This window comes from Pseudomonas sp. RW409, from assembly GCF_003184125.1.
Classification (GTDB): Bacteria; Pseudomonadota; Gammaproteobacteria; order Pseudomonadales; family Pseudomonadaceae; genus Aquipseudomonas; species Aquipseudomonas chlororaphis_I.
The window spans coordinates 41,669-61,845 of the sequence record NZ_QHHP01000007.1 but is presented as its reverse complement, the minus strand read 5'-3'; the positions used below and the strand labels follow the sequence as shown (position 1 = coordinate 61,845).

The following is a 20,177-nucleotide window of genomic DNA, read 5'->3' as shown; positions in this document are numbered from 1 at the left end:
CCACGGGGAATCGGGTCGCGGGTGGGCAAAGTCGGGAGATTGGCGGGAATGCCATGAAGGGCGGAATGGGTGGGGGGAAGAGCGACCGCGGCGAGACGGATCCCGCCGACGCGCCACCCGATAGGGCGACGCGCAGCGGTCCGGATATTGTCAGAAGGTCACGCTGGCGCTCAGGCGTGCGGTGCGTGGTTCGCCGACGTTGACCTGCAGCTGGCTGCCGGTGGACGACGGGTAGTACTGCTTGTCGAACAGGTTGTCGACATTGAACTGCAAACTGGTTTTATAACCGAACAGCGGCGATTCCCAGCGCACGAAGGCATCGGCCACGGTGTAGCTGCTGAGCCAGAAATCGTTGGCGTTGTTGGCTGCGCGCTCGCCGACATAACGGGCGCCGCCGCCCGCGTGCCAGGCGCCGAATTCCGCGGGCACGTTGAGGTGGTGGCTCAGGTACAGGCTGGCGGTGTGCTTGGGGGCGTTGGCCAGGCGGTGACCTTCGTTGCTCGGGTCGTCGAGGATTTCCGTGTGGTTGTAGGCGTAGGTGCCGATCAGGTCCCAACGATCGGCGATGCGCCCGGTGACGTCCAGTTCCACGCCCTGGGAACCGACCTTGCCGGCGGCTTCCGAGAGGCTCACGCCATTGACCGTGGTGGTGGTCACCACGTTCTTCTTCTCGATGTCGTACAGCGCCAGGTTGATGTTCAGGCCCGGCAGCGGATCGTACTTGGCCCCCACCTCGTAGCTGCGGCCCTCTTCCGGATCGAAGGTCTTGCCGGCATCGTCGACATCGGTGTTGGGCTTGAACGAACGGCTGTAGTTGCCGTACAGCGACAGGCTGTCGGTGGCCTTGAACACCAGGCCGAGGAACGGCACGAAGGTGTCGCCATTGCTGTCGCGATTGACCTTGTAGCTGCGGCCCAGGCCCTGGTCGCTGTACTGGTCGTAATGCTGCTGGCGACCGCCGAACACCAGGATCCACTGTTCACTTAAATGCCAGTTGTCCTTGAAGTACACCGAGCTCGAGGTCAGCTGGTTGCGCAGGTTGCTTTGCGTGGCGCTGACCAGGCTCGGCTCGGCCAGCTTGCCGTAGACCGGTGAGGTGATGTTGAAACCACCCTGGGCGATGTTGCGGTAGGTCTTGCCGCGGTATTGGTCGGAGTGCTCGCTGTCGACGCCCACCAGCAGGTCATGGCGCTGGCCGAACAGCTCCTGCTGGCCGATGAAGTCCCAGCTGGCGTAGCGGGTTTCGTCGTCGTAGTGGGCACCGTTGGCGGCCCGGCGCAGGGTGTTGCCGGTCAGGCTGTTGGGCTGGGCGATCGACAGGCTGTAGCGGTCGTTGTTCCAGCCGTAGGTGACACGGGTTTTCCAGTCATCGCTCAGCTGGTACTCGAAGCGCGCGCTGGCCACTTCGCGGATGCCGACGCTTTTCGCCCAGCGTTCGTCCAGGCGCTTGTCGTAGTCGATGTCCGCCGGATGCCCGTTGGTGAACACGGTGCCGCGGTCGAAGGGGCTGGAGTAGTCGTTGTATTCGTAGTTCAGGGTCAGGCTGGCGCGCTCGCCGGTCCAGGTCAGCGACGGCGCCACCAGGGTGTGCTCGTTGACCCCGTAGTTGCGCCAGTAGTCCTCATGGCCGCGCTCGGCGATCAGGCGGTAGGCCAGGCCGGTATCGCCCAGCGGCCCGGTGGTGTCCAGGGCCATGGTGCCGCCGCCTTCGCTGTAGGCCGAGCCGCTGAGCGTGGTGCTCTGGGAATATTGCGGCTGCTTGCTGATGATGTTGATCAGCCCGCCCGGCTCCAGCGCGCCATAGAGCATCGACGCCGGGCCCTTGAGCACTTCGACCCGCTCGGTGGTGGCGCTGAAGTTCTGCCCCAGGTTGGAACGCACGCCGTCGCGCAGGATCGAGCCGTCGTCGTTGGTGCCGAAACCGCGCTTGACCAGCGAGTCCCGGGAGCCGCCCAGGGTGTTGCCCTGGCTGACGCCGCTGACGAACTTCATGGCGTCGTTCAGCGAGCGCACCTGATAGTCGGCCAGGGTCTGCTGGGTCACCACGTTGATCGACTGCGCCTCCTCCTTGATCGGCACATTGCTTTTGCTCGCCGTGCTGGCTTGCGAGGTGGTGTAGCCGGTGTCCTGGCTGAGGCGATCGGCCTGGATATCGGTGGTCGGCAGTTCGACCGCCTCCTGTGCCCACAGCGGGCTGGCGACCAGACAGCAGGACAGTGTCGGCAACAGGCGTTTGATCAGGGTGTTACGGCGGGCACGCGGACAGGATGACTTCAAGGTGTGCACTCAAGGGAGGGAAGGACATTAATAGCAATGATTATCATTGTAATCAGCGCCCGATTCTCAGTAAATCCCCTTCCCCACGGGAGTGGGCGCTTTTTTAATCCTCCTCCCGGGCAACACCGGGACTGATGGCCAGTCGGCCTGTCACTGCGCCACGGCCTGGGTCAGGTGATCGATCAGGGCCCGCGCCGCTGCCGACAGCTGGCGATGCGGCGGGTAGATCACCGAGAACGGCCGCGAACGACCGCCCGCCTCCGGCAGCAGCGCCACCAGGCGGCCGCTGGCGATCCGCTCGCGGACGATGAACTCGTAGGTCTGGCAGATGCCCATGCCGTGCTCGGCCAGGGACACGATGCCCAGCACATCGTCGGCCACCTGGATATTCGCCTGGGGTGTCCACTCCAGGTCCCGCCCCTGCTCGCGCAGCAGCCAGGCGCCGACCCGGCCGCTGCTGGGCATGATGAACGGCAGGCAGGCATGGGCCGCCAGGTCCTCCAGCTGCTGCGGCGTGCCGGCGCGTTGCAGGTAGTCGGGGGACGCCACCAGGCACAGCGGCGCGTCCTCCAGCTTGCGCCCGATCAGGCCGCTGTCGGGCAACTGGCCGAGGCGGATCGCCAGGTCGTAGCCTTCGGCCACCAGGTCGACATTGCGGTTACTGATGCTCAGCTCGATGCGCACCTGCGGGTATTGCCGGGCAAAGCCGCCGAGCAGCGCCGGCAGCCGGTAATGGCCGTAGGTGGTCGGCACGCTCAGGCGCACCCGGCCGTTCAGCTCGCCGTCCTGGCCCTGGATGCTGCGCTCCGCGCTGTCGATCAACTCGAACGCCGCGCGCGACTGTTCCAGGTACAACAGGCCGGCCTCGGTCAGGCTCAGGCGCCTTGTGGTGCGGCGCAGCAGTTGCACGCCGAGGCGCGCCTCCAGCCGGGAAATCGCCCGGCTGACCACCGACGGGGTGGTGCCCAGCGCCACCGCGCCAGCGCTCAACGAGCCCTTCTCCACCACGCTGACGAACACCTCGACGTCAGCCAGATAATCGAATCGGCGACTCACCTTAACCTCCAGGGAACAAGTGATTTCCAGTGGCGCGAGTTTATCGCCCACAGAGGCATGAATACAGTGAATCACCCGTCGGCCACCGCCGGCTCCCTGACCTCACATACTGGAAACCCACATGCGCCCACTCAGCACCCTCGCTCTTGCCATGAGCATTACCGCCGCCACCTTCAACGCCCAGGCCGGAAACGTCCTGGTGGTGCTCTCGGACTCCGACCACCTCGACCTCAAGGACGGCAAGGTGTTTTCCACCGGCTTCTACCTCAACGAACTGATGCAACCGGTGAAACAGTTGCTCGACGCTGGCCACTCGGTGACCTTCGCCACCCCGCAGGGCAAGGCGCCGACCCTGGACCGCTCCTCCACCGACAAGATGTACTTCAACAATGATGTCGCCGCGCTGCAGGCGCACCAGGCGCTGCTCGACCAGTTGAAAATCACCTCCCCCGGCGAATCGCCGGTGATCAGCCTGGCCCGGGTCGAGCAGATCGGCTACGAGCATTTCGATGCGCTGTACGTGCCCGGCGGCCACGCACCGATGCAGGACCTGCTGCACAGCCCCGAGTTGGGCCGGCTGCTGAGCAACTTCCATCAGAACAACAAGACCACCGCCCTGGTCTGCCACGGCCCGATCGCCCTGCTGTCGACCCTGCCCCAGGCGCAGGACTTCACCCGACAGCTGGCCAGCGGCGGCAAGGCCAGCGCCCCGGGCTGGATCTACGCCGGCTACCAGTTCACGGTGATCAGCAACCAGGAAGAGGAATTGGCCAAGGGCCTGCTGGGCGGCGGCGCCATGCGTTTCTATCCGCAAACCGCCCTGGAACAGGCCGGCGGCCTGTACCGCAGCAACCGCTCGCCGTGGAGCGAAAACGTGGTGATCGACCGCGAGCTGGTAACCGGGCAGAACCCGGGCTCGGCCCAGGGCGTGGCCAAGGTGTTGCTCGAACGCTTGCAGGAGCGCGCCGGCAAAGGCGCATAAAAGGCGCATAAAGAGCGGCGGATCCGACGAGCTGGCATGACGCCGGCCGTCTGCCGCGGCACTTGTTGTCTACGCTCAAATGGCTAGCCCGAAAGGAATCCCGTACTCGCCAGGAGGTGCCCATGAGCAAGACGCCAGATGCCGTTGCCAGTGCCCGTAGAAGCAACATGGCCAAAGCCCTGGAGCGCTGGAACCAGCAAGCCGGCACCCGCACCGCATCGCTGTCGCGCATCCGCGAACTGGGCCCGGGCGCCGGCGATTCACCGCAGCAACTGGCCAAGTGGGTCGCCCGCGAGAACGCCCGTGCCCTGTTGACCCGGGCCGGGCTGGAACGCCGGATCGGCACCTGGGACCCGACCTTCTACGCCCCCAGCGAGGCCGCCCGCCAGGCGGCAAGGCCGGTGGCGCGGCTGGTCAATGCGCCACGCCCGGGCACGGTGGTCGAGGGCTTCGCCACCGGCTTCCTGGTCTCGCCCAGCCTGTTGCTGACCAACCAGCATGTGTTCCCCCGGTATGTGGATGCCGTGGACTGCGCCGCCAACTTTCTCTACGAAAGGCAGGAGCGCGGCATCAACGAAGGCACCTACTTCAACCTGCAGCCGGACCAGTTCTACTTCGCCGACGAGGCGCTGGACTTCTGCCTGGTGGCCATTTCCACACAGGGCACGCGCGGCGAGGCACTGTCGGACTACGGCTGCATCCGCCTGATCGAAGCCACCGGCAAGACCCTGCGTGGCCGGCCGATGAACATCATCCAGCACCCCGATGGCGGCCCGCGCCAGTACGCCACCACCCACAACCGGCTGCTGGACATTCTCGACCAGGGTTTCCTGCATTACGAAACCGACACCGCCGAAGGCGCCTCCGGCTCCCCGGTGTTCAGCGACAACTGGGAACTGATCGCCCTGCATCACTGCGGCATCCCCCGGACCGACGCAGCCGGCAACATCCTCAAGACCGACCACAGCCTCTGGAACCCCGAAGGGGACGAGGAAAGCACCGTGGACTGGGTGGCCAACGAGGGCACCCGGGTCAGCAGCATCGTCGGCGCGCTCAAGGCCCTGCAACTGAGCGGCAGGCCGGCCGAGCTGCTGGCCCAGCTCATGGAGCAGACCGCCGATCCGCTGGCCGCGCTCAGCGTCAACGAAGCAGTGGCCGTTACGCCGCTCCGCCCAGGCCTGCCCGATAGGTCGCAGAACATCTTTCATATCTCCGGCCCCACCACCATCAACATCCTCAGCCATGCCGCGGACAGCCCGGCAAGCATTACCTCCAGCCTGAGCGTGGCGCCGGCCGAGCCGGCATCAACCGACTCCGCTCCGGCAGTCGCGGCCCTGGAAAAGACCCTGACCTTCGACCTCGACTACGAGGCCCGCCCCGGCTACGACCCGGATTTTCTCGGGGTGCCGGTCCCGCCGCCCTTCGTCGAGGGCGCCCAGCTGGCCCAGCTCTACCGCGTCGGCGACTACCGCGAACATGCCGCCTCGGCGCGCAATGTGCCGGCCATGAGGCTCTCCCACCTGGACGACGACGCTCCGCTGGAGCTGCCCTATCACCGCTATTCGCTGGTGATGAACAAGAAGTACCGCATGCCGATGTGGGCCGCCTCCAATGCCGACTACCGGCCCGAGGTCCGTGGCGATGCGCGGGGCCGCCGGGGCTTCGGCGGCGAAAGCTGGCGCCTCGACCGCCGGGTGCCGAGCCGATTCCAGCTGACCAACAGCGACATCTACGCGCCGGCCGGCAACTTCGATCGCGGCCATATCGTGCGCCGCGAAGACAGCTGCTGGGGCCAGCCGGGAATCGACACCGAGTACGCCAACGCCGACACCTACCACTGGACCAACTGCACGCCACAGCACGAGCTGTTCAACCAGGAAACGCCCGACGGCGCCCAGTACCGCAATCGCAAAGGCATCTGGGGTTACTTCGAGGGCGAGCTGGCCGAACAGATCGAGGCCGGGGGCGGCCAGGCCGTCATCTTTGCCGGCCCGGTGCTGGGGGACTCCTGCGTCGAGCAGGACTTCGGCAAAGGCCCGGTGCACTACCCGACCCGCTTCTGGAAAATCGTCATCGTGCCCAAGGACGAATCGCGAACCCCGGAACTGTTGGCCTATGGCTTCCTGTTCGATCAGAGCGAGGTGATCAAGGAGTTCGGTCTCGACGTCCAGGAAGCCGCGCTGGACCTGGCCAAGGCCTTCCAGAAGCAGAGGGCGACGCTGGCGGACATCTGCCAGATGGCGGGCATTTCCCTGGCCCCCTCGATCATGGCCGCCGACCAGCACAAGCCGGGCTGAGCGTGCGGCTCAAGGGCTGAGCGACCGAGCGGCCTCAGCCCTGCCCCAGACGCTCGCGGACCAGCGCCTGGGCGTTGCGGGTCATCTGGTCCAGGTGACGGTCGCGCTGTTTTTCGGCATCGAGCATCGCCCGCTTGCCATGCTTTTGCAGCAGGTAGCTGTGGATCTGCCGCACCTCCAGCGAGCGATAGATCGGCGCCGTGTCCAGCAGGCCCATCAAACCGTCGGTGGCGTGATCGCGGGTGTTCATCAGCACCTGCGGACCGCGCACGCCCAGCACCTGGAAGCCCAGCGCTTCGAAACAGGGCACCTTGCCCGCCGCGCAGGTCAGTTCGGCATGGGGGTAGCGCTCGCGCATCCGTGCCAGCAGCGAACGGGCGATCCCCTGCCGGCGATGGCTGGCACGCACCGCCATATAGGCCACGCCGCACGCCTCGGGATCGTCCTTGACCGGCAGGTACAGCACAAAACCCAGCACCTGTTCCGGATCATCATCGTCAGTGGCTACCAGCAGTTCCACGGCGATGCCCCGGGAGCCGTCCAGGGCCTGCAGGTACAGATGCACTTCGTAGCCGATGGCGTACTGGTAGATGTTGTACAGCAGGTTGCTGGGCGGGATCGCTACCGCGCTGATGTCGGTCAGGTAGTCGACCACCATCTGCAGGATCTGGCTGTTGACGGCCTCCGGGCACGGGGTCTGGAAGTGGCTGATGGTGGGCATTGCGCGCAAGGGCTCCAAAGGTTGAGGCACGCCTGGACAGCAGGCGTCGGCGGCGGGCCGGGCATGATACTCCGCCCGCGTAGTTGACGCAGTCCCTGTAGGAGCGAGCTTGCTCGCGATGCAGCGTGTCAGCACGGACGCTATCGCGAGCAAGCTCGCTCCTACAGATGGCCTGGGTAAACCGGTTTAACGCGCGCTGTCGCCTTGCGGCTTGTAGAACAGAAACTTGCCGGTCTCGGCGGTCTTGCGGTATTGCCTGGCCCAGGCGGGCCGCACGCGCCGGTCGTGGAAATACAGGGCGCCGTGGCTGCGGTCCGGGAGTTGCTGGTTGAGCGCCTTGCGCGCGATTTCCTTGGCCGCGATGTAGGGCTCATCTTCCTTCACCTGGTCCGCACGCCCGTCGCACCACCAGGAAAACTGGCAGGCACGCTGCTGCGAACCCTGCTTGACCACCGCGCACACCGTATCGGGAAACCCCTCGTGGCCGAGCCGGTTGAGCACCACGCTGGCCACGGCTTCCATGTCGGCGGCGGCCCCGCCCTTGGCTTCCCAGTAGATGGAACGCGCCAGGCAGGTGATGGCATCGTCCAGCGGCGCGGCGCCGGCCGGGTCCACCGCCTGGGCCTCGGGAGGGGTAATGGTTTCGCTGCGGGGCGCCGGCTGCTGGTCCGCGGCTTTCTGCTCCAGGACCTGGGCCTTGTCCTCCACCACTTCGGGGTTCGCTCTTTCACCCGCGGCCATCGCCAGCCCCCCGCACAGGAGGATCAGGAGACCGCCGGCAATCGCTGTCGGACGCATGCTCGCACCTTCGCCAAAAGCCCGATCCGGGCACGGGAAAGCCGCCGCCAGCCTGCCGGCTGGCGCGGCTGGAATTGAGTGTAGTTCGCCGCCGTCCGCCCGTAACCGGCGCCATGCCGGCAACCAAAAGAATGGATAACGGCGCCCGTTTTCGGCAAAAAGACCTTGCGCCGACCGGGGCGAAATCGCGCATCATGGGCGCAATTCGCTCAAGGGAGACCTCCATGCGCTGCCTATCCTCCGCTCTGCCACTGACCCTGCTGTCGCTCCCCCTGTTGTCGATGAGCATGGCCTTCGCCACCACCGCCGTGGCGAGCGACGAGACGCAACTGGTGACATCGATCAACAGCTACCGCAGCCAGGCCCAGCGCTGCGCCGGCCAGGTGTCCCAGGAGCTGCCGCCGCTGGCCGCCGACCCGCGCCTGGTGCTGCCCGCCAACAGCATCGGCAACCTGCAGCAGGCCCTGGCCAGCAGCGCCTACCCGATGGTCAATGTGCAGGCCATCAGCCTGTCCGGGCCGCGCGATGCCCAGGCGGCCATGAAGGCGGTGCGGGAAAGCTTCTGCCAGGTGGTGCTGGACCCGCAGTTCGTCGATATCGGCGTCAGCCGCACCGGCCAGGATTGGCGCATCGTCCTCGCCCGGCCGCTGCTGACCGCGCGCCTCGGCGACTGGCAGGCGGAAGGCCAGAAGCTCCTGGAAAGCCTCAACAGCGCCCGCGCGCAACCACGCCAGTGCGGCAACCAGATCTTCGCCGCCGCCACCCCGCTGGCCTGGAACGCCACCCTGGCCAGCGCGGCCCAGGACCATACCCGGGACATGGCCAACCACAACTTCTTCGATCACAAGGACCGCGACGGCCGTACCCCCGGCGACCGCGCCGAACTGGCAGGTTATGCCGGCCAGCAGATCGGCGAGAACATCGCCGCCGGCCAGGACAGCGTGCGCAAGGTGGTCGATGGCTGGCTGGCCAGCCCCGGCCATTGCGCCAACCTGATGAACCCGCAGTACCGCGAGCTGGGCGCGTCCTATGCGGTCGATCCGAAAAGCGATGCCGGCATCTACTGGACCGCCATGTTCGGCACCCCTTGAAGGCCTGACCGACCTTGCCCAAGGGCGCCGTGATCGGCGCCCTGCCCCCTTATCGGCCAGCCCCGCGATGCCCCCGCCGGGGAACTAAACTGACTCATCTACCGACCAGGAATCGCTTGCTCCGGGCGTCCCCGGAACCCGCGCGCAGCCTCGCCTGCCGCCATGGGTTCGACGCCCAGGCCCGATGGCCTGCCTCACCTTCCTGATGGTAGGCACGCCCCCCGCCCACGCGGGAGGCGTCCGTGCATCAGCTCTTCAAAGCACAGGCCTGGCTTGCCAGACCCATTCCTTCGGCAGCGCCGGGACATGGCCTCCTCGCGTGCGTCGCGTATCTCCATCCGGCCACTGCCGGGCCGTCTGCGGCAGTGACCCTCACAGCGGAGGACAAGGCCATGGACGAAGCCAAGCTCAACGATTTCATGGGCAAACTGGTGTCAGACATGGGCGGCGCGGCCATGCTCGCCAATATGATTCTCGGCGAAGAACTGGGCCTGTACCGGGCCATGGCCGACAGTCGTTTCGTCAGCCCCGAAGCGCTGGCCGCCAAGACCGGCTGCAACGCGCGGCTGCTGCGCGAATGGCTGAGCGCCCATGCCGCGTCCGGCTACATGGAGCACCTCGACGGCCAGTTCCGCCTGCCGGAAGAACAGGCCCAGGCGCTGGCCATCGAGGACTCGCCGGTGTACGTGGCCGGTGGCGCCGTGGTGGTCTCCGCGCTGTTTCACGACAAGGACAAACTGCTGGCGGCGATGCGCGGCGACGGCGCCCTGGCCTGGGGCGATCACCACCCCTGCATGTTCAGCGGCACCGAGCGTTTCTTCCGCCCCGGCTATCGGGCGCACCTGGTGGCCGAGTGGCTGCCGGCCCTGGACGGCGTGGTGGAAAAACTCCAGACCGGGGCCAAGGTGGCGGACGTCGGCTGCGGGCATGGCGCCTCGACCGTGATCATGGCCCAGGCCTATCCCGCCTCGCAGTTTTTCGGCTTCGACTACCACCAGCCCTCCGTCACCACCGCGATGCAACGCGCCGAGGAAGCCGGGGTGACCGGCCGCGTGCAGTTCTCCCAGGCCAGCGCCAAGACCTACCCCGGCAACGACTACGACCTGATCTGCTTCTTCGACTGCCTGCATGACATGGGCGACCCGGTGGGCGCCGCGCAACATGCCTTCCAGGCGCTGAAAGGCGACGGCAGCGTGCTGCTGGTCGAGCCGTTCGCCAACGACCGACTGGACCAGAACATCACCCCGGTCGGCCGGCTGTTCTATGCCGCCTCGACCTTTATCTGCACGCCCAACTCGCTGTCCCAGGAAGTTGGTCTGGGCCTCGGTGCCCAGGCCGGCGAAGCGCGCCTGCGCCAGGTCTTCAGCGAAGCCGGCTTCAGCCAGTTCCGCCGGGCCGCGGAAACGCCGTTCAACCTGATTCTTGAGGCACGTAAATAAAAACGCAGTCCTGTAGGAGCGAAGCTTGCTCGCGATGAACTTGAGGGCGGCGCGCTTACCCGGTCGATACGCGTCATCGTTAACGACCATCGCGAGCAAGCTTCGCTCCTACAGATGTGTGTTGTTGATTCAGATGTTGCATGCCAATAAAAACGGCACCCGGGCAGATCCCGGGTACCGTGCTTCTGTACAACGATGGATAGCGCCTTACGCCGCCGGCAGATCCACCAGCACCACCGCCTGTTGCCCTACGCACAACAGCCGGCCGCCATGATGGGCCACGTACTGCCGAGCCTCGTCCGGCGACGAGAACCAGCAGTTGAGATGGCCCGCCTGGCGGTAGACCAGTTCGAAGTGTTGCAACTGCTCGGGCGCCAGCTCGTCGAGGACCTGGCGGTAGGTCTCCCAATGGGCAAAACCGGCCTCGCTGGCCAGGGTGCGCAGCAGGTGTTTGCGCTGCACCTTGTCGCGCTGTCGATACAGCTCAGGCAACGACAGGCCAGGCAAACTGTTGCTCGCCAGCAAGCGCCGCAGAATCGGCAAGGCGCTGGCCAGCGAACCGCTGGTGGCGGTGCGATGCAGGCGTTTGGCTTCGCGCAGTACCAGGCTGGCGGCCTGACTGGCGGGTGAACGGGGAACGGATTTGTTGATAGGCATACCAACTCCAAGAGAATCGGCCTGCTCGCTATTGGCCCGGAGGGGGTATGCAAGCGTGGTGCTTGCGGAAATTGAAGGTGCTTGCGCTTTCGCGAGGTGGGCGCCCAGGAAGCCCGGTCGCCATACTAACCAATCCATCCCGGGCTGCCCATCCCCGCTTCAGGTCTTCCAGTCCGGCTGTTTCTCCAGCAGGAAATCGATAAAGGCGCGCAGGCGCAACGGCACATGCCGGCTGTGGGGATACAGCAGGCTGAAGGGCCGCGAACGGCCACCGTAAGGCTGCAGCACCTCCACCAGCGACCCTTCGGCCAGCTCGCGCTCGACCATGAAACGGTAGGTCTGGAACAGGCCGGCGCCATGCCTGGCCAGGGTCACGCCCCCCAGCAGGTCCTCGGAGCACACGTAGGCCCCCTCGGCGAGCACTTCACAGGGGCCGTCGGGGCCGTTGAACAGCCAGGCGATGCGCCGGCCGCTGCTGGGCAGCTCGAACTGGATGCACTCGTGCTGCGCCAGGTCGTCGAGCCGCTGCGGGGTACCGGCCCGCGCCAGGTAATCCGGGGCGGCAAACACCACCAGTTCGGCGTCCTCCAGCAACCGCGCAACCAACCCGGAATCCGGCTGCGCGCGCACCCGGATCGCCATGTCGTAGCCCCCTTCGACAAAGTCGATATTGCGGTTGCTCAGGTTGACCTCCACCCGCATCTGCGGGTAGCGCCGGCGAAACTCCGGCAGCAGCGGCAGGATGCGCAGATGGCCGTAGGTGGTCGGCAGGCTGATGCGCAAAGTGCCGGAAGGCGCCAGCTGCTGCCCGGTCAACTGGCGCTCGGCTTCGAGCATCTGGTTCAGCGCGCTGCGGCATTGCTGGTGATAGTCGCGCCCGCCGTCGGTCAGGCGGATGCTGCGGGTGGTGCGCACGAACAGGCGGACGCCGAGCCGCTCTTCCAGGCGCGACACCGAGCGGCTGACCGCCGCCGGCGTGACTCCAGCCGCCAGCGCCGCGCCGGTAAAGCTGCCGATCTCCGCCGCCATGCAGAACAGCTCGATGCTGCCCAGCAGCACATCGTCGAATTGCCGACTCATTGATTACACCATGTATCAAGTGAAGTACCTGGGGCGCTATTTATCAGTATTCGGCACACAAATATAGTTCTGCCCAACAGCGCTGGAACTTCTCTCAACGCAGAACAGGACTATCACCATGAACCTCAACCTGAGCCCCAACAGCACCGTCATCATCACCGGCGCCTCCAGCGGCATCGGCCTCGGCCTGGCCCAGGCCTACCTGGCCCGCGGCTACAACGTGGTCGGCAATGCCCGCTCGGCAAAGCGACTGGCCGCGGCGGCCGAAACCCTGGGCCACAGCGAGCGTTTTCTCGGGGTCGAAGGCGACATCGCCGACCCGGCCACCGCCACGCAGCTGGTCGAACGCGCCATCGACCGTTTCGGCCAGGTCGATGTGCTGGTCAACAACGCCGGCTTCTTCCTGCCCAAGGCGTTTATCGACTACAGCCCCGAGGAGCTGGAAAGCCTGCTGGAGACCAACCTCAAGGGCGTGGTCTACGCCTCCCAGGCCGCCGCGCGGCACATGATCGAGCGGCGCCAGGGTCGCATCATCAACATCAGCGCCAGCGTCGCGCTGCAACCGAACCTGGCGGTCCCGGCGGCGTTGCCGGTGCTGATCAAGGGCGGCGTGAACCAGATGACCCGCGCCCTGGCCCTGGAGCTGTCGCCGTTCAACATCCAGGTCAACGCGGTGGCCCCGGGGATCATCGACACGCCGATGCACGACCCGGCGCACCGCGCCTTCCTCGACGGCCTGCAACCGGCCGGACGGGTCGGACGCATCGAGGAAATCGCCGACGCGGTGCTCTACCTGTCCGGCGCCGGCTTCACCACCGGCGTGGTGCTGCCGGTGGACGGCGGCATGAGCAGCGGCAAATGGTAAACCCGGCGGGAGGCCCGCGTGCCTCCCGTCCCTTGCAACCTCCATCCTTTCCTTAGGAGTAATGCCATGCCTTTCGTCAACGTCCGCATCACCCGTGACGGCGTGACCCGCGAACAGAAAGCCCAGGTCATCCGCGAGATCACCGAAACCCTGCAACGGGTGCTGAACAAGGCCCCGGAACTGACCCACATCGTCATCGAGGAAGTCGACACCGACAACTGGGGCTACGCCGGCATGACCACCACCGAATACCGCCAGCGAACGGCGCAATGAAAAAAGGGCGGCCAGCATCTGGTCCGCCCTTTGTTCCTGGCGTTGAATCGATCCGCGACCTGTCGATACGCCGTGACGCCCGCATCCTCAAGCCCTGCGCCGAGCCTTATACTGTCGCCCTTCCAGACCCGGAGCAGACCACATGGACGTCGTTCTCGAATGCCCGCTCACCGAACAGATCCTTGCCTCTTACGCCACGGTGATCGGCAAGGACCTGCCCGGCTATCGCAATCATATATATCGCGTGCTGAGCTTCTACACCGCGCTCAACCCGCAGGACCGGCCGCTGTCCTCGGCGGTACAGGTCGCCGCGGCCTTTCATGACCTGGGTATCTGGACTCATGGCACCCTCGACTACCTGGCGCCGTCGATCCAACTGGCCCGGGCCTTTCTGGCCGAGCGCGGCGAATCGCTGCTGGATGAGCAGGTCAGCGCGCTGATCGAGCAGCATCACAAACTGCGCCCCTATCGCCAGGCCCACGCCGCGAGTATCGAAGCGTTCCGGCAGGCCGACACGATCGACGTCTCCCTGGGCCTGCTCAGCTTCGGCCTGCCCCGCCCGTTTATCCGCAAGGTCCAGGCACGCTACCCCGACCAGGGTTTTCACTGGATGTTGGCGCGCGCTTCGGCCCGGCAGTTGCTGCGTACGCCGCTGCGGCCATTGCCGATGTTCCGCTGGTGATGCCTCAGGCATTCACCAGCATCTTGAACCCGCCATAAATCATGCGCTGGCCGTCGAACGGCATCGGGCAGGCGTCGGGCTTGAGCCGCGGGTCTTCCATGGCTTTTTGCATGCCCGCGTCGCGGATTTCACGGGACGGCCAGATGATCCAGCTGAACACCACGGTCTCCTCCGCCTTGAGCTTGACCGCCATGGGGAACGAGGTCAGCTTGCCCTCGGGCACATCGTCGCCCCAGCAATCGACCACGCTCAGGGCGCCGAACTCCTTGAACACCTTCGCCGCGGTCTCTGCATGCTGCTTGAAGGCCTCACGGTTGGCGGTGGGTACCGCCAGGACACAACCATCGACATAAGACATGATCCTGCTCCTGCTGATTGGGGTTGGACATCAAGGCCCGACCTGGGTATCGGTCGCGGCTTCTGGGAACTGGTCGATCCGCATCGCCGACAATCGACAGGCCGGCGCGAAAAAAACCGGGAGACCGACCGACGGGCTTCATGGCTCCGGGTGCCAGCCGGTTTCCGGGGCGCTCAGGCCCGGCGTGGCAGGCGGATGCACGGTGCCCGGCACGGTCTCCAGCGGAGGGTTCGGCACCGCGCTTTTGCCCAGCTCGCCCTCGACCTGTCCGGCCAGGTAATACACCCCGGCCATCACCCCGTTGCCGGTGTTGTTCAACAGCTTGAACCAGGCCTGATCGAACGCCTTGCCCAGGCTCTGGCGAATCTGCGCCTCGGTCTCGGCCCGGTCGCTCTCATGGGCGATCGCGCGAAACCCTGCGGCCCCCAGGGAGATCACCGCCCCGGCGACCTTGCCGGCCACCGCCGACGCGGCACCGGCAATGCCACGGCCGGCCATCTGCGCTTCGAATTTTTCGCTGGCCTGCCTGGCCACCGAGACAATCCCGGCCTCGGACGACACCTCGCCGGTGCCCGCGGGGGCGCTATGGATCTGCTGGTACAGCGCCGAGTAGGCCGGCAGCGTGGTCAAGGGCTTGGCGTGCAGCACCTGGTACAACGACGCATCGCGCGCCGGCGGCGGCCCCAGGCGAATTGCCTGGATGCCATTGAGCCGTTGATCGAGCTGCTTGGCCGGCAGCCGATAGCGCTGGGCAATGACCTGCACCTGCTTGTCCAGCAGCTCGACATAGAACTCCGTGGCCTGGTTGAGAATCGCATCCGGGTCGATCTCCACCGCCACCGGTGCCAGCACCTGTTCCTGATACTGCTCCTTGAGGTAGGCCGCCAGCCGCGTCGCCGCCGCGTCCTCCTCGTCGCCGGCGGTGAGGCTGTACCAACTGACTTTCATGGCCATCCATTCCTGGGTCCAGTAACTGCTGAACCAGGGGATGAAGGTTTCTTCGGTGACTGCGTAGACCCGCACCCGCCAGTGCTCCATGGAGCCGCGGGCAAACACCTTGACCTGGATCACCGCCTCTTGCGAAGCCTGGGCGATCTCGCGGTCCACCTGGCGCCAGGTGCTGGGCGGCACCACCACCGGCGCCACCGCCTCGCGGACGCGCTGGGTCGCGGCGCACCCGGCCAGCACCAGCAGCATCACGACGATCAGCGCACGCAGGTACAAGATGGCAACCCTCGCACAGCGTCGACCACGGCCACCCGCCCACGACGGGGCAGGCTTCAACCGGGTACCACACGACCATGCCTGGGTTGAGTATAGGTGCTGGGGTCTGCGCCCCAGGCTCGAGAAGGGGTTTGCAACAGCGCATCCGACCAGCCGCTTGCTTGTCGGCGACGCGGTATCTGCAACCAGCAGGGTCACTGTAGGAGCGAGCTTGCTCGCGATAGGGACAACAGGGTGTGTCTGACGCTCCACGTCGCCCTTGGGATTTTTCGCGAGCAAGCTCGCTCCTACAGGCTCGGGTCAGCCGCGGTCAGCGTGGGCCGCCACCACCGGGACCTCCGCCAAAACCGCCATGCTGGCCACCGCCACCACCACCGCCATGACCACCACCGCCGCCACCCGGTGGGAAGAACATCCAGCAGCCCGACAGGGACGACAACAAGGCGATCACTACCGCCACTTTTGCAACTCGACTCAACATCATCACTTCACTCTCTTTCAGGACGAGAACCACAAGTTTCTCGCCGTTTCAGACAGCGTTTGCGCGACATCGAGCAGCGCATGAAGGTAAAGAATGGGTAAGGGTTGTATCGAAAAACCCACAGATTTCCGGGGATTCACGCGTTTACTCAACAGCAGCGCACGGCAGGCCCGCAGGCACAGGCCGTGCCGGTGACGATTCGCCTGTGCAAGGATTTCGATACAGGGTGCTGTCAATTACGCGCCTGGACCGGTGCCTCCCCCGCCGCAGGCAAGGCTTGCGGGCGACGCAGGGTCAGCACGCCATGGGCCACCAGGCCAAACAGCAGCCCCCAGAAAGCCGCCGACAAACCGAACAGCGACATGCCCGACGCCGTCACCAGGAAAGTGATCAGCGCCGCTTCGCGATCCCGCGGTACGGCCATGGCGCTGCTCAGGGCGCCGCCGATGGCGGCGAACAACGCGAGCCCGGCCAGGGCCGCGATCAAGGCCCGGGGGAAGGCGCTGAACAGCGAAACCAGGGTCGCGCCGAAGATCCCCAGCAGCAGGTAGAACAGCCCGCCCATGACCCCGGCCACATAGCGCTTGCCCGGCTCTCCGTGGGCTTCGCGGCCGGTGCAAATGGCCGCGGTGATCGCCGCCAGGTTCAGCCCGTGACAACCGAACGGCGCCAGCAACAGGCTGGCGAAGGCACTGCTGGCGAGGATCGGGCTGGCCGGCGTGCGGTAGCCGTCGTTGCGCAGCACGGCGATGCCCGGCACGAATTGCCCGGTCAGGGCCACCACCACCAGCGGCAGCGCGACGTTGAGCACAGCGTTCCAGCTGAACGCTGGGCTGATCCAGTGCGGCGTGGCCAGGCCGATCACCAGCGCCGAGCGGTCGATATCGCCCATCGTCAAAGAGATGGCGCAGCCCACCAGCAGCACGGCCAATACCGCATAACGCGGCCACAGGCGCTTGCACAGCAGGTAGGTGAGGAACATCGCCCCGACCAGCAGCGGTTTATCCTGGATCGAGCGAAACAGCCCGGTACCGAAACTGAACAGGATGCCCGCCAGCATCGCCGCGGAAATCGCCGCCGGCAGCCGGCCGACAATCTTGTCGAAAATGCCGCACAGGCCGATCAGCAGGATCAGCGCGCTGGCCACCAGGTAGGCGCCCACCGCCTCATTGAGGCCAATGCCCGGCAGCAACGCCACCAGCAATGCCGAGCCCGGCGCCGACCAGGCGATGACCACCGGCACCTTGAAGCGCAGGCTGAGGACGATGCCCAGCACCCCGCTGCCGATGGAAATCGCCCAGACCCAGGACGACAACACTTCCCGGGGCAGGCCCGCGGCCTTGGCCGCCTGGAAGATGATCACCAGCGGCCCCGCATAGGAAATCAGCGTGGCGATAAACCCGGCCACCAGCGCCGACAACGAAAAGTCCTCGATCAACTGCCGCATGCAAGCTCCGAAGCCCTGAGGCATGGCATGACTGAACCGCCGGCGCAGGCACCTGGGCGCCCGCGCCGGTCATGGCATCACTACAGCGATGGCGCGCTGGCCTGGCTGACCGGCAGCGCCTTGGCGGGCCGCTGGTAGACGAAACACATCGCCAGCGCCGCCACCGCCCCCGGAATGGCGAAGGCCATGAAGTTATAGTGCAGCGGCAGCTCGATGCTCACCAAGGCACCGCCCAGCAGCGGCCCGACGATGGCCCCGCTGCGGCCGATACCCGAGGCCCAGCCAATGCCGGTGGAGCGGATCGTCACCGGATAGAACTGGGCGACGCAGGCAAAGGCCAGGATCTGCGTGCCGATGGTGGTCGCCCCGGCAATCGCGATCAGGGCGTACAGCAGCCCGTGCGGGCTCTTGAAGCCGAGCAGGCTGATGGACACCGCGGCCACGACAAAAAACGCCACCAGGACCTTTTGCAGCTGCAGGCGATCGCCGATCCAGCCGCCGCCCACGGCGCCGAAGATCGCGCCGAGGTTCAGCACCAGCAGGAACATCAGGCTCGAGCCCAGGCTGTAGCCGGCGCTGGCCATCAGCTTGGGCAGCCAGGAGTTGAGCGCGTAGACCATCAGCAGGCAGCAGAAGAACACCACCCAGAGCATCAAGGTGCTCAGCGCCCGGCCTTCGCGGAACAGCTGCACCACCGGCGCGCCGGCGCTCTTGAGGTTGGCCTTGACGAACGAGTCGCCGGGTTGCGGCACGAAGCCCGGCTCGACCCATTGCAGCACCTGGCGCGCCTCGTCTTCCCGGCCCTGGCGCAGCAGAAAGCCCAGGGATTCGGGCAGGAACCTGAGAATCAGCGGCAGCAGCAACAACGGGATCGCCGCCACATAGAACACCGCCTGCCAGCCGAAATTCGGCAGCAGCAGGATGCCCAGCCCGGCGGACAGGGTGCCGCCCACCGAGTAGCCACTGAGCATGATCGCCACCAGGGTGCTGCGGATTTTCTTCGGCGCGTATTCGTTCATCAGCGCCACCACGTTGGGCATCACCCCGCCGATGCCGAGGCCGGCGATAAAGCGGCAGATACCGAACTGGGTGGGCGTGGTGGTGAACCCGTTGAGCAGGGTGAAACCGCTGAACAGCACCACGCAGATGGCGATGACTTTCTTGCAGCCGATACGCTCCGACAGCGAGCCGAAAAACAGCGCGCCGAACATCATGCCGAACAGCGCATAGCTGCCCAGCGCCCCGGCCTGCAGCGGGCTCAGGCCCCACTCCTGCATCAGCACCGGCAGCACCACGCCGTAAATCACCAGGTCGTAGCCGTCGAAGATGATGATCAGCGCGCACCAGAACAGCACGCGCCAGTGAAAGGCATTGAAGCGTGCCCCGTCGATCAATTGATTGCTGTCTATATTTCGCATGGCATCTGACTCTTGTTGTTGTTTTATGAGAAACCGGATGTGCGTTTACGCAGTCTTGTAGGAGCGAGGCTTGCCCGCGATTGGAGCGCTGCGGTGTGCCAGGCCGGACGCCATCGCGGGCAAGCCTCGCTCCTACCGTCAGGGTGCGGTTTTCGATGACGCCTGAGGGTTCAGCCCTGGTCGCCACCGCCTACCGGCATGACCATGCCGGTGATGTAGGACGCCTCGTCGGAGGCCAGGAACAGGATCGCCGCGGCCTGCTCGTCGATGGTGCCGTAGCGTTTCATCAGGGTGCTGTCGACGGTCTGGTCGACGATCTGCTGGTACCAGACCTTTTCCTCGGCGCTCTGCTCGGCGCTGTTGCGCGGAATGCGCCGTGGCGGCGCTTCGGTGCCGCCGGGGGCGGTGGCGTTGACCCGCACCCCGCGCCCGGCGGTCTCGAACGCCAGGCAGGCGGTCAGGGCATTCACCCCGCCCTTGGCCGCGCCATAGGGCACGCGGTTGATGCTGCGGGTGGCGATGGACGACACGTTGACGATGGCGCCGCTGCCCTGCTCCAGCATGTAGGGCAGCGCGGCGTGGCAGCACCACAAGGTGGGGAACAGCGAACGGCGCACTTCGGCTTCGATCTGCTGTTCTTCATAGTGCTCGAACGGCTTGGCCCAGATGGTGCCGCCGACGTTGTTGACCAGCACGTCGATGCGCCCGAAACGCTCGACGGCGGCGGCCATCACCCGGCTGCATTCGGCGTACTGTTCGAGGTCGGCGGTCAGCGCCAGCACCTCGAACCTGGGGGCCAGCTCGGCCTGCAACTCGAACACCAGCTCGGAGCGATCCACCAGCACCAGCCGCGCGCCCTCCTCGGCCAGGCGCTCGGCGACCCGCCGGCCGATACCCTGCGCCGCCCCGGTGACCAGGGCGACTTTCTTCTCGAATCTGCTCATCTCAAAACCTCATGCCAATATACCGACGCACCACCGCACCTTCTTCTGTAGGAGCGAAGCTTGCTCGCGATCAGCCGACAGGCTGAA

Annotated in this window: 19 protein-coding genes; 7 read left to right on the top strand and 12 right to left on the bottom strand. The window is 66.0% G+C overall.

The genetic code is table 11. The annotated features are described in order from the left end of the window. Positions 1 to 150 precede the first annotated feature (150 nt). A complete protein-coding gene (locus DK261_RS07550; RefSeq protein ID WP_110175516.1) occupies positions 151 to 2,277 on the bottom strand; it encodes a TonB-dependent siderophore receptor in 2,127 nt (708 codons plus the stop codon). A 150-nt stretch (positions 2,278 to 2,427) separates the two neighbouring features. Continuing rightward, positions 2,428 to 3,333 (bottom strand): LysR family transcriptional regulator, encoded by a 906-nt coding sequence (locus tag DK261_RS07545; protein WP_038633787.1) that lies wholly within the window; start codon positions 3,331 to 3,333, stop codon positions 2,428 to 2,430. 121 nt (positions 3,334 to 3,454) lie between these two features. Between DK261_RS07545 and DK261_RS07540 the strand changes: the two genes are divergently transcribed. Both DK261_RS07540 and DK261_RS07535 read left to right on the top strand, forming a co-directional pair. Next, entirely contained in the window at positions 3,455 to 4,315 is an 861-nt protein-coding gene (locus DK261_RS07540) for a type 1 glutamine amidotransferase domain-containing protein (RefSeq protein ID WP_009049910.1), read from the top strand. A 122-nt stretch (positions 4,316 to 4,437) separates the two neighbouring features. After that, on the top strand, positions 4,438 to 6,612 hold the full coding sequence (locus tag DK261_RS07535; protein ID WP_110175515.1) for a DNA/RNA non-specific endonuclease: 2,175 nt from the start codon (positions 4,438 to 4,440) through the stop codon (positions 6,610 to 6,612). Between the two features lie 34 nt (positions 6,613 to 6,646). Here DK261_RS07535 and DK261_RS07530 read toward each other — a convergent pair whose 3' ends face one another. After that, on the bottom strand, positions 6,647 to 7,333 hold the full coding sequence (locus DK261_RS07530) for a GNAT family N-acetyltransferase (RefSeq protein ID WP_110175514.1): 687 nt from the start codon (positions 7,331 to 7,333) through the stop codon (positions 6,647 to 6,649). Positions 7,334 to 7,519: 186 nt separating this feature from the next. Then, a complete protein-coding gene (locus DK261_RS07525) occupies positions 7,520 to 8,131 on the bottom strand; it encodes a cell wall hydrolase (protein ID WP_110175513.1) in 612 nt (203 codons plus the stop codon). A 281-nt stretch (positions 8,132 to 8,412) separates the two neighbouring features. Between DK261_RS07525 and DK261_RS07520 the strand changes: the two genes are divergently transcribed. Next, complete coding sequence (locus DK261_RS07520; protein ID WP_371920949.1) at positions 8,413 to 9,222, top strand: CAP domain-containing protein; 810 nt, start codon at positions 8,413 to 8,415, stop codon at positions 9,220 to 9,222. A 392-nt stretch (positions 9,223 to 9,614) separates the two neighbouring features. Then, complete coding sequence (locus DK261_RS07515) at positions 9,615 to 10,661, top strand: class I SAM-dependent methyltransferase (RefSeq protein WP_110175511.1); 1,047 nt, start codon at positions 9,615 to 9,617, stop codon at positions 10,659 to 10,661. Between the two features lie 207 nt (positions 10,662 to 10,868). On the opposite strand, the gene DK261_RS07510 is transcribed toward DK261_RS07515, so the two are convergent. Next, the gene (locus tag DK261_RS07510) at positions 10,869 to 11,318 is read right to left on the bottom strand and encodes a hypothetical protein (protein ID WP_025804880.1); all 450 of its coding nucleotides are present in this window, start codon (positions 11,316 to 11,318) and stop codon (positions 10,869 to 10,871) included. Between the two features lie 159 nt (positions 11,319 to 11,477). Continuing rightward, on the bottom strand, positions 11,478 to 12,398 hold the full coding sequence (locus tag DK261_RS07505; protein WP_009049917.1) for a LysR family transcriptional regulator: 921 nt from the start codon (positions 12,396 to 12,398) through the stop codon (positions 11,478 to 11,480). A 118-nt stretch (positions 12,399 to 12,516) separates the two neighbouring features. On the opposite strand from DK261_RS07505, the gene DK261_RS07500 reads away from it, so the two are divergent. The 3 genes from DK261_RS07500 to DK261_RS07490 all read left to right on the top strand — a co-directional run bounded on the left by DK261_RS07500 (position 12,517) and on the right by DK261_RS07490 (position 14,218). Further along, a complete protein-coding gene (locus DK261_RS07500; protein WP_037005758.1) occupies positions 12,517 to 13,263 on the top strand; it encodes an SDR family NAD(P)-dependent oxidoreductase in 747 nt (248 codons plus the stop codon). 66 nt (positions 13,264 to 13,329) lie between these two features. Further along, complete coding sequence (locus DK261_RS07495; protein ID WP_007922853.1) at positions 13,330 to 13,536, top strand: 4-oxalocrotonate tautomerase family protein; 207 nt, start codon at positions 13,330 to 13,332, stop codon at positions 13,534 to 13,536. Between the two features lie 142 nt (positions 13,537 to 13,678). Beyond that, positions 13,679 to 14,218: a phosphohydrolase gene (locus DK261_RS07490; protein WP_053269528.1), complete on the top strand. Its 540-nt coding sequence runs from the start codon at positions 13,679 to 13,681 to the stop codon at positions 14,216 to 14,218. Between the two features lie 4 nt (positions 14,219 to 14,222). Here the strand turns inward: DK261_RS07490 and DK261_RS07485 are convergent, their stop codons facing one another. From DK261_RS07485 to DK261_RS07465, 6 genes are all read right to left on the bottom strand, one after another. Next, positions 14,223 to 14,576, bottom strand: coding sequence for a DUF1428 domain-containing protein (locus DK261_RS07485; protein ID WP_028682047.1), 354 nt, complete (start codon positions 14,574 to 14,576; stop codon positions 14,223 to 14,225). 138 nt (positions 14,577 to 14,714) lie between these two features. After that, on the bottom strand, positions 14,715 to 15,800 hold the full coding sequence (locus DK261_RS07480; RefSeq protein WP_110175510.1) for a hypothetical protein: 1,086 nt from the start codon (positions 15,798 to 15,800) through the stop codon (positions 14,715 to 14,717). A 310-nt stretch (positions 15,801 to 16,110) separates the two neighbouring features. Further along, positions 16,111 to 16,284 (bottom strand): hypothetical protein, encoded by a 174-nt coding sequence (locus tag DK261_RS33160; protein ID WP_009049922.1) that lies wholly within the window; start codon positions 16,282 to 16,284, stop codon positions 16,111 to 16,113. Between the two features lie 229 nt (positions 16,285 to 16,513). Then, complete coding sequence (locus DK261_RS07475) at positions 16,514 to 17,728, bottom strand: benzoate/H(+) symporter BenE family transporter (RefSeq protein ID WP_110175509.1); 1,215 nt, start codon at positions 17,726 to 17,728, stop codon at positions 16,514 to 16,516. 80 nt (positions 17,729 to 17,808) lie between these two features. Then, positions 17,809 to 19,146, bottom strand: coding sequence for an aromatic acid/H+ symport family MFS transporter (locus DK261_RS07470; protein ID WP_110175508.1), 1,338 nt, complete (start codon positions 19,144 to 19,146; stop codon positions 17,809 to 17,811). Positions 19,147 to 19,316: 170 nt separating this feature from the next. After that, positions 19,317 to 20,090, bottom strand: a complete 774-nt coding sequence (locus DK261_RS07465) for a 1,6-dihydroxycyclohexa-2,4-diene-1-carboxylate dehydrogenase (protein ID WP_110175507.1) — start codon at positions 20,088 to 20,090, stop codon at positions 19,317 to 19,319. Between the last annotated feature and the right edge of the window lie 87 nt (positions 20,091 to 20,177).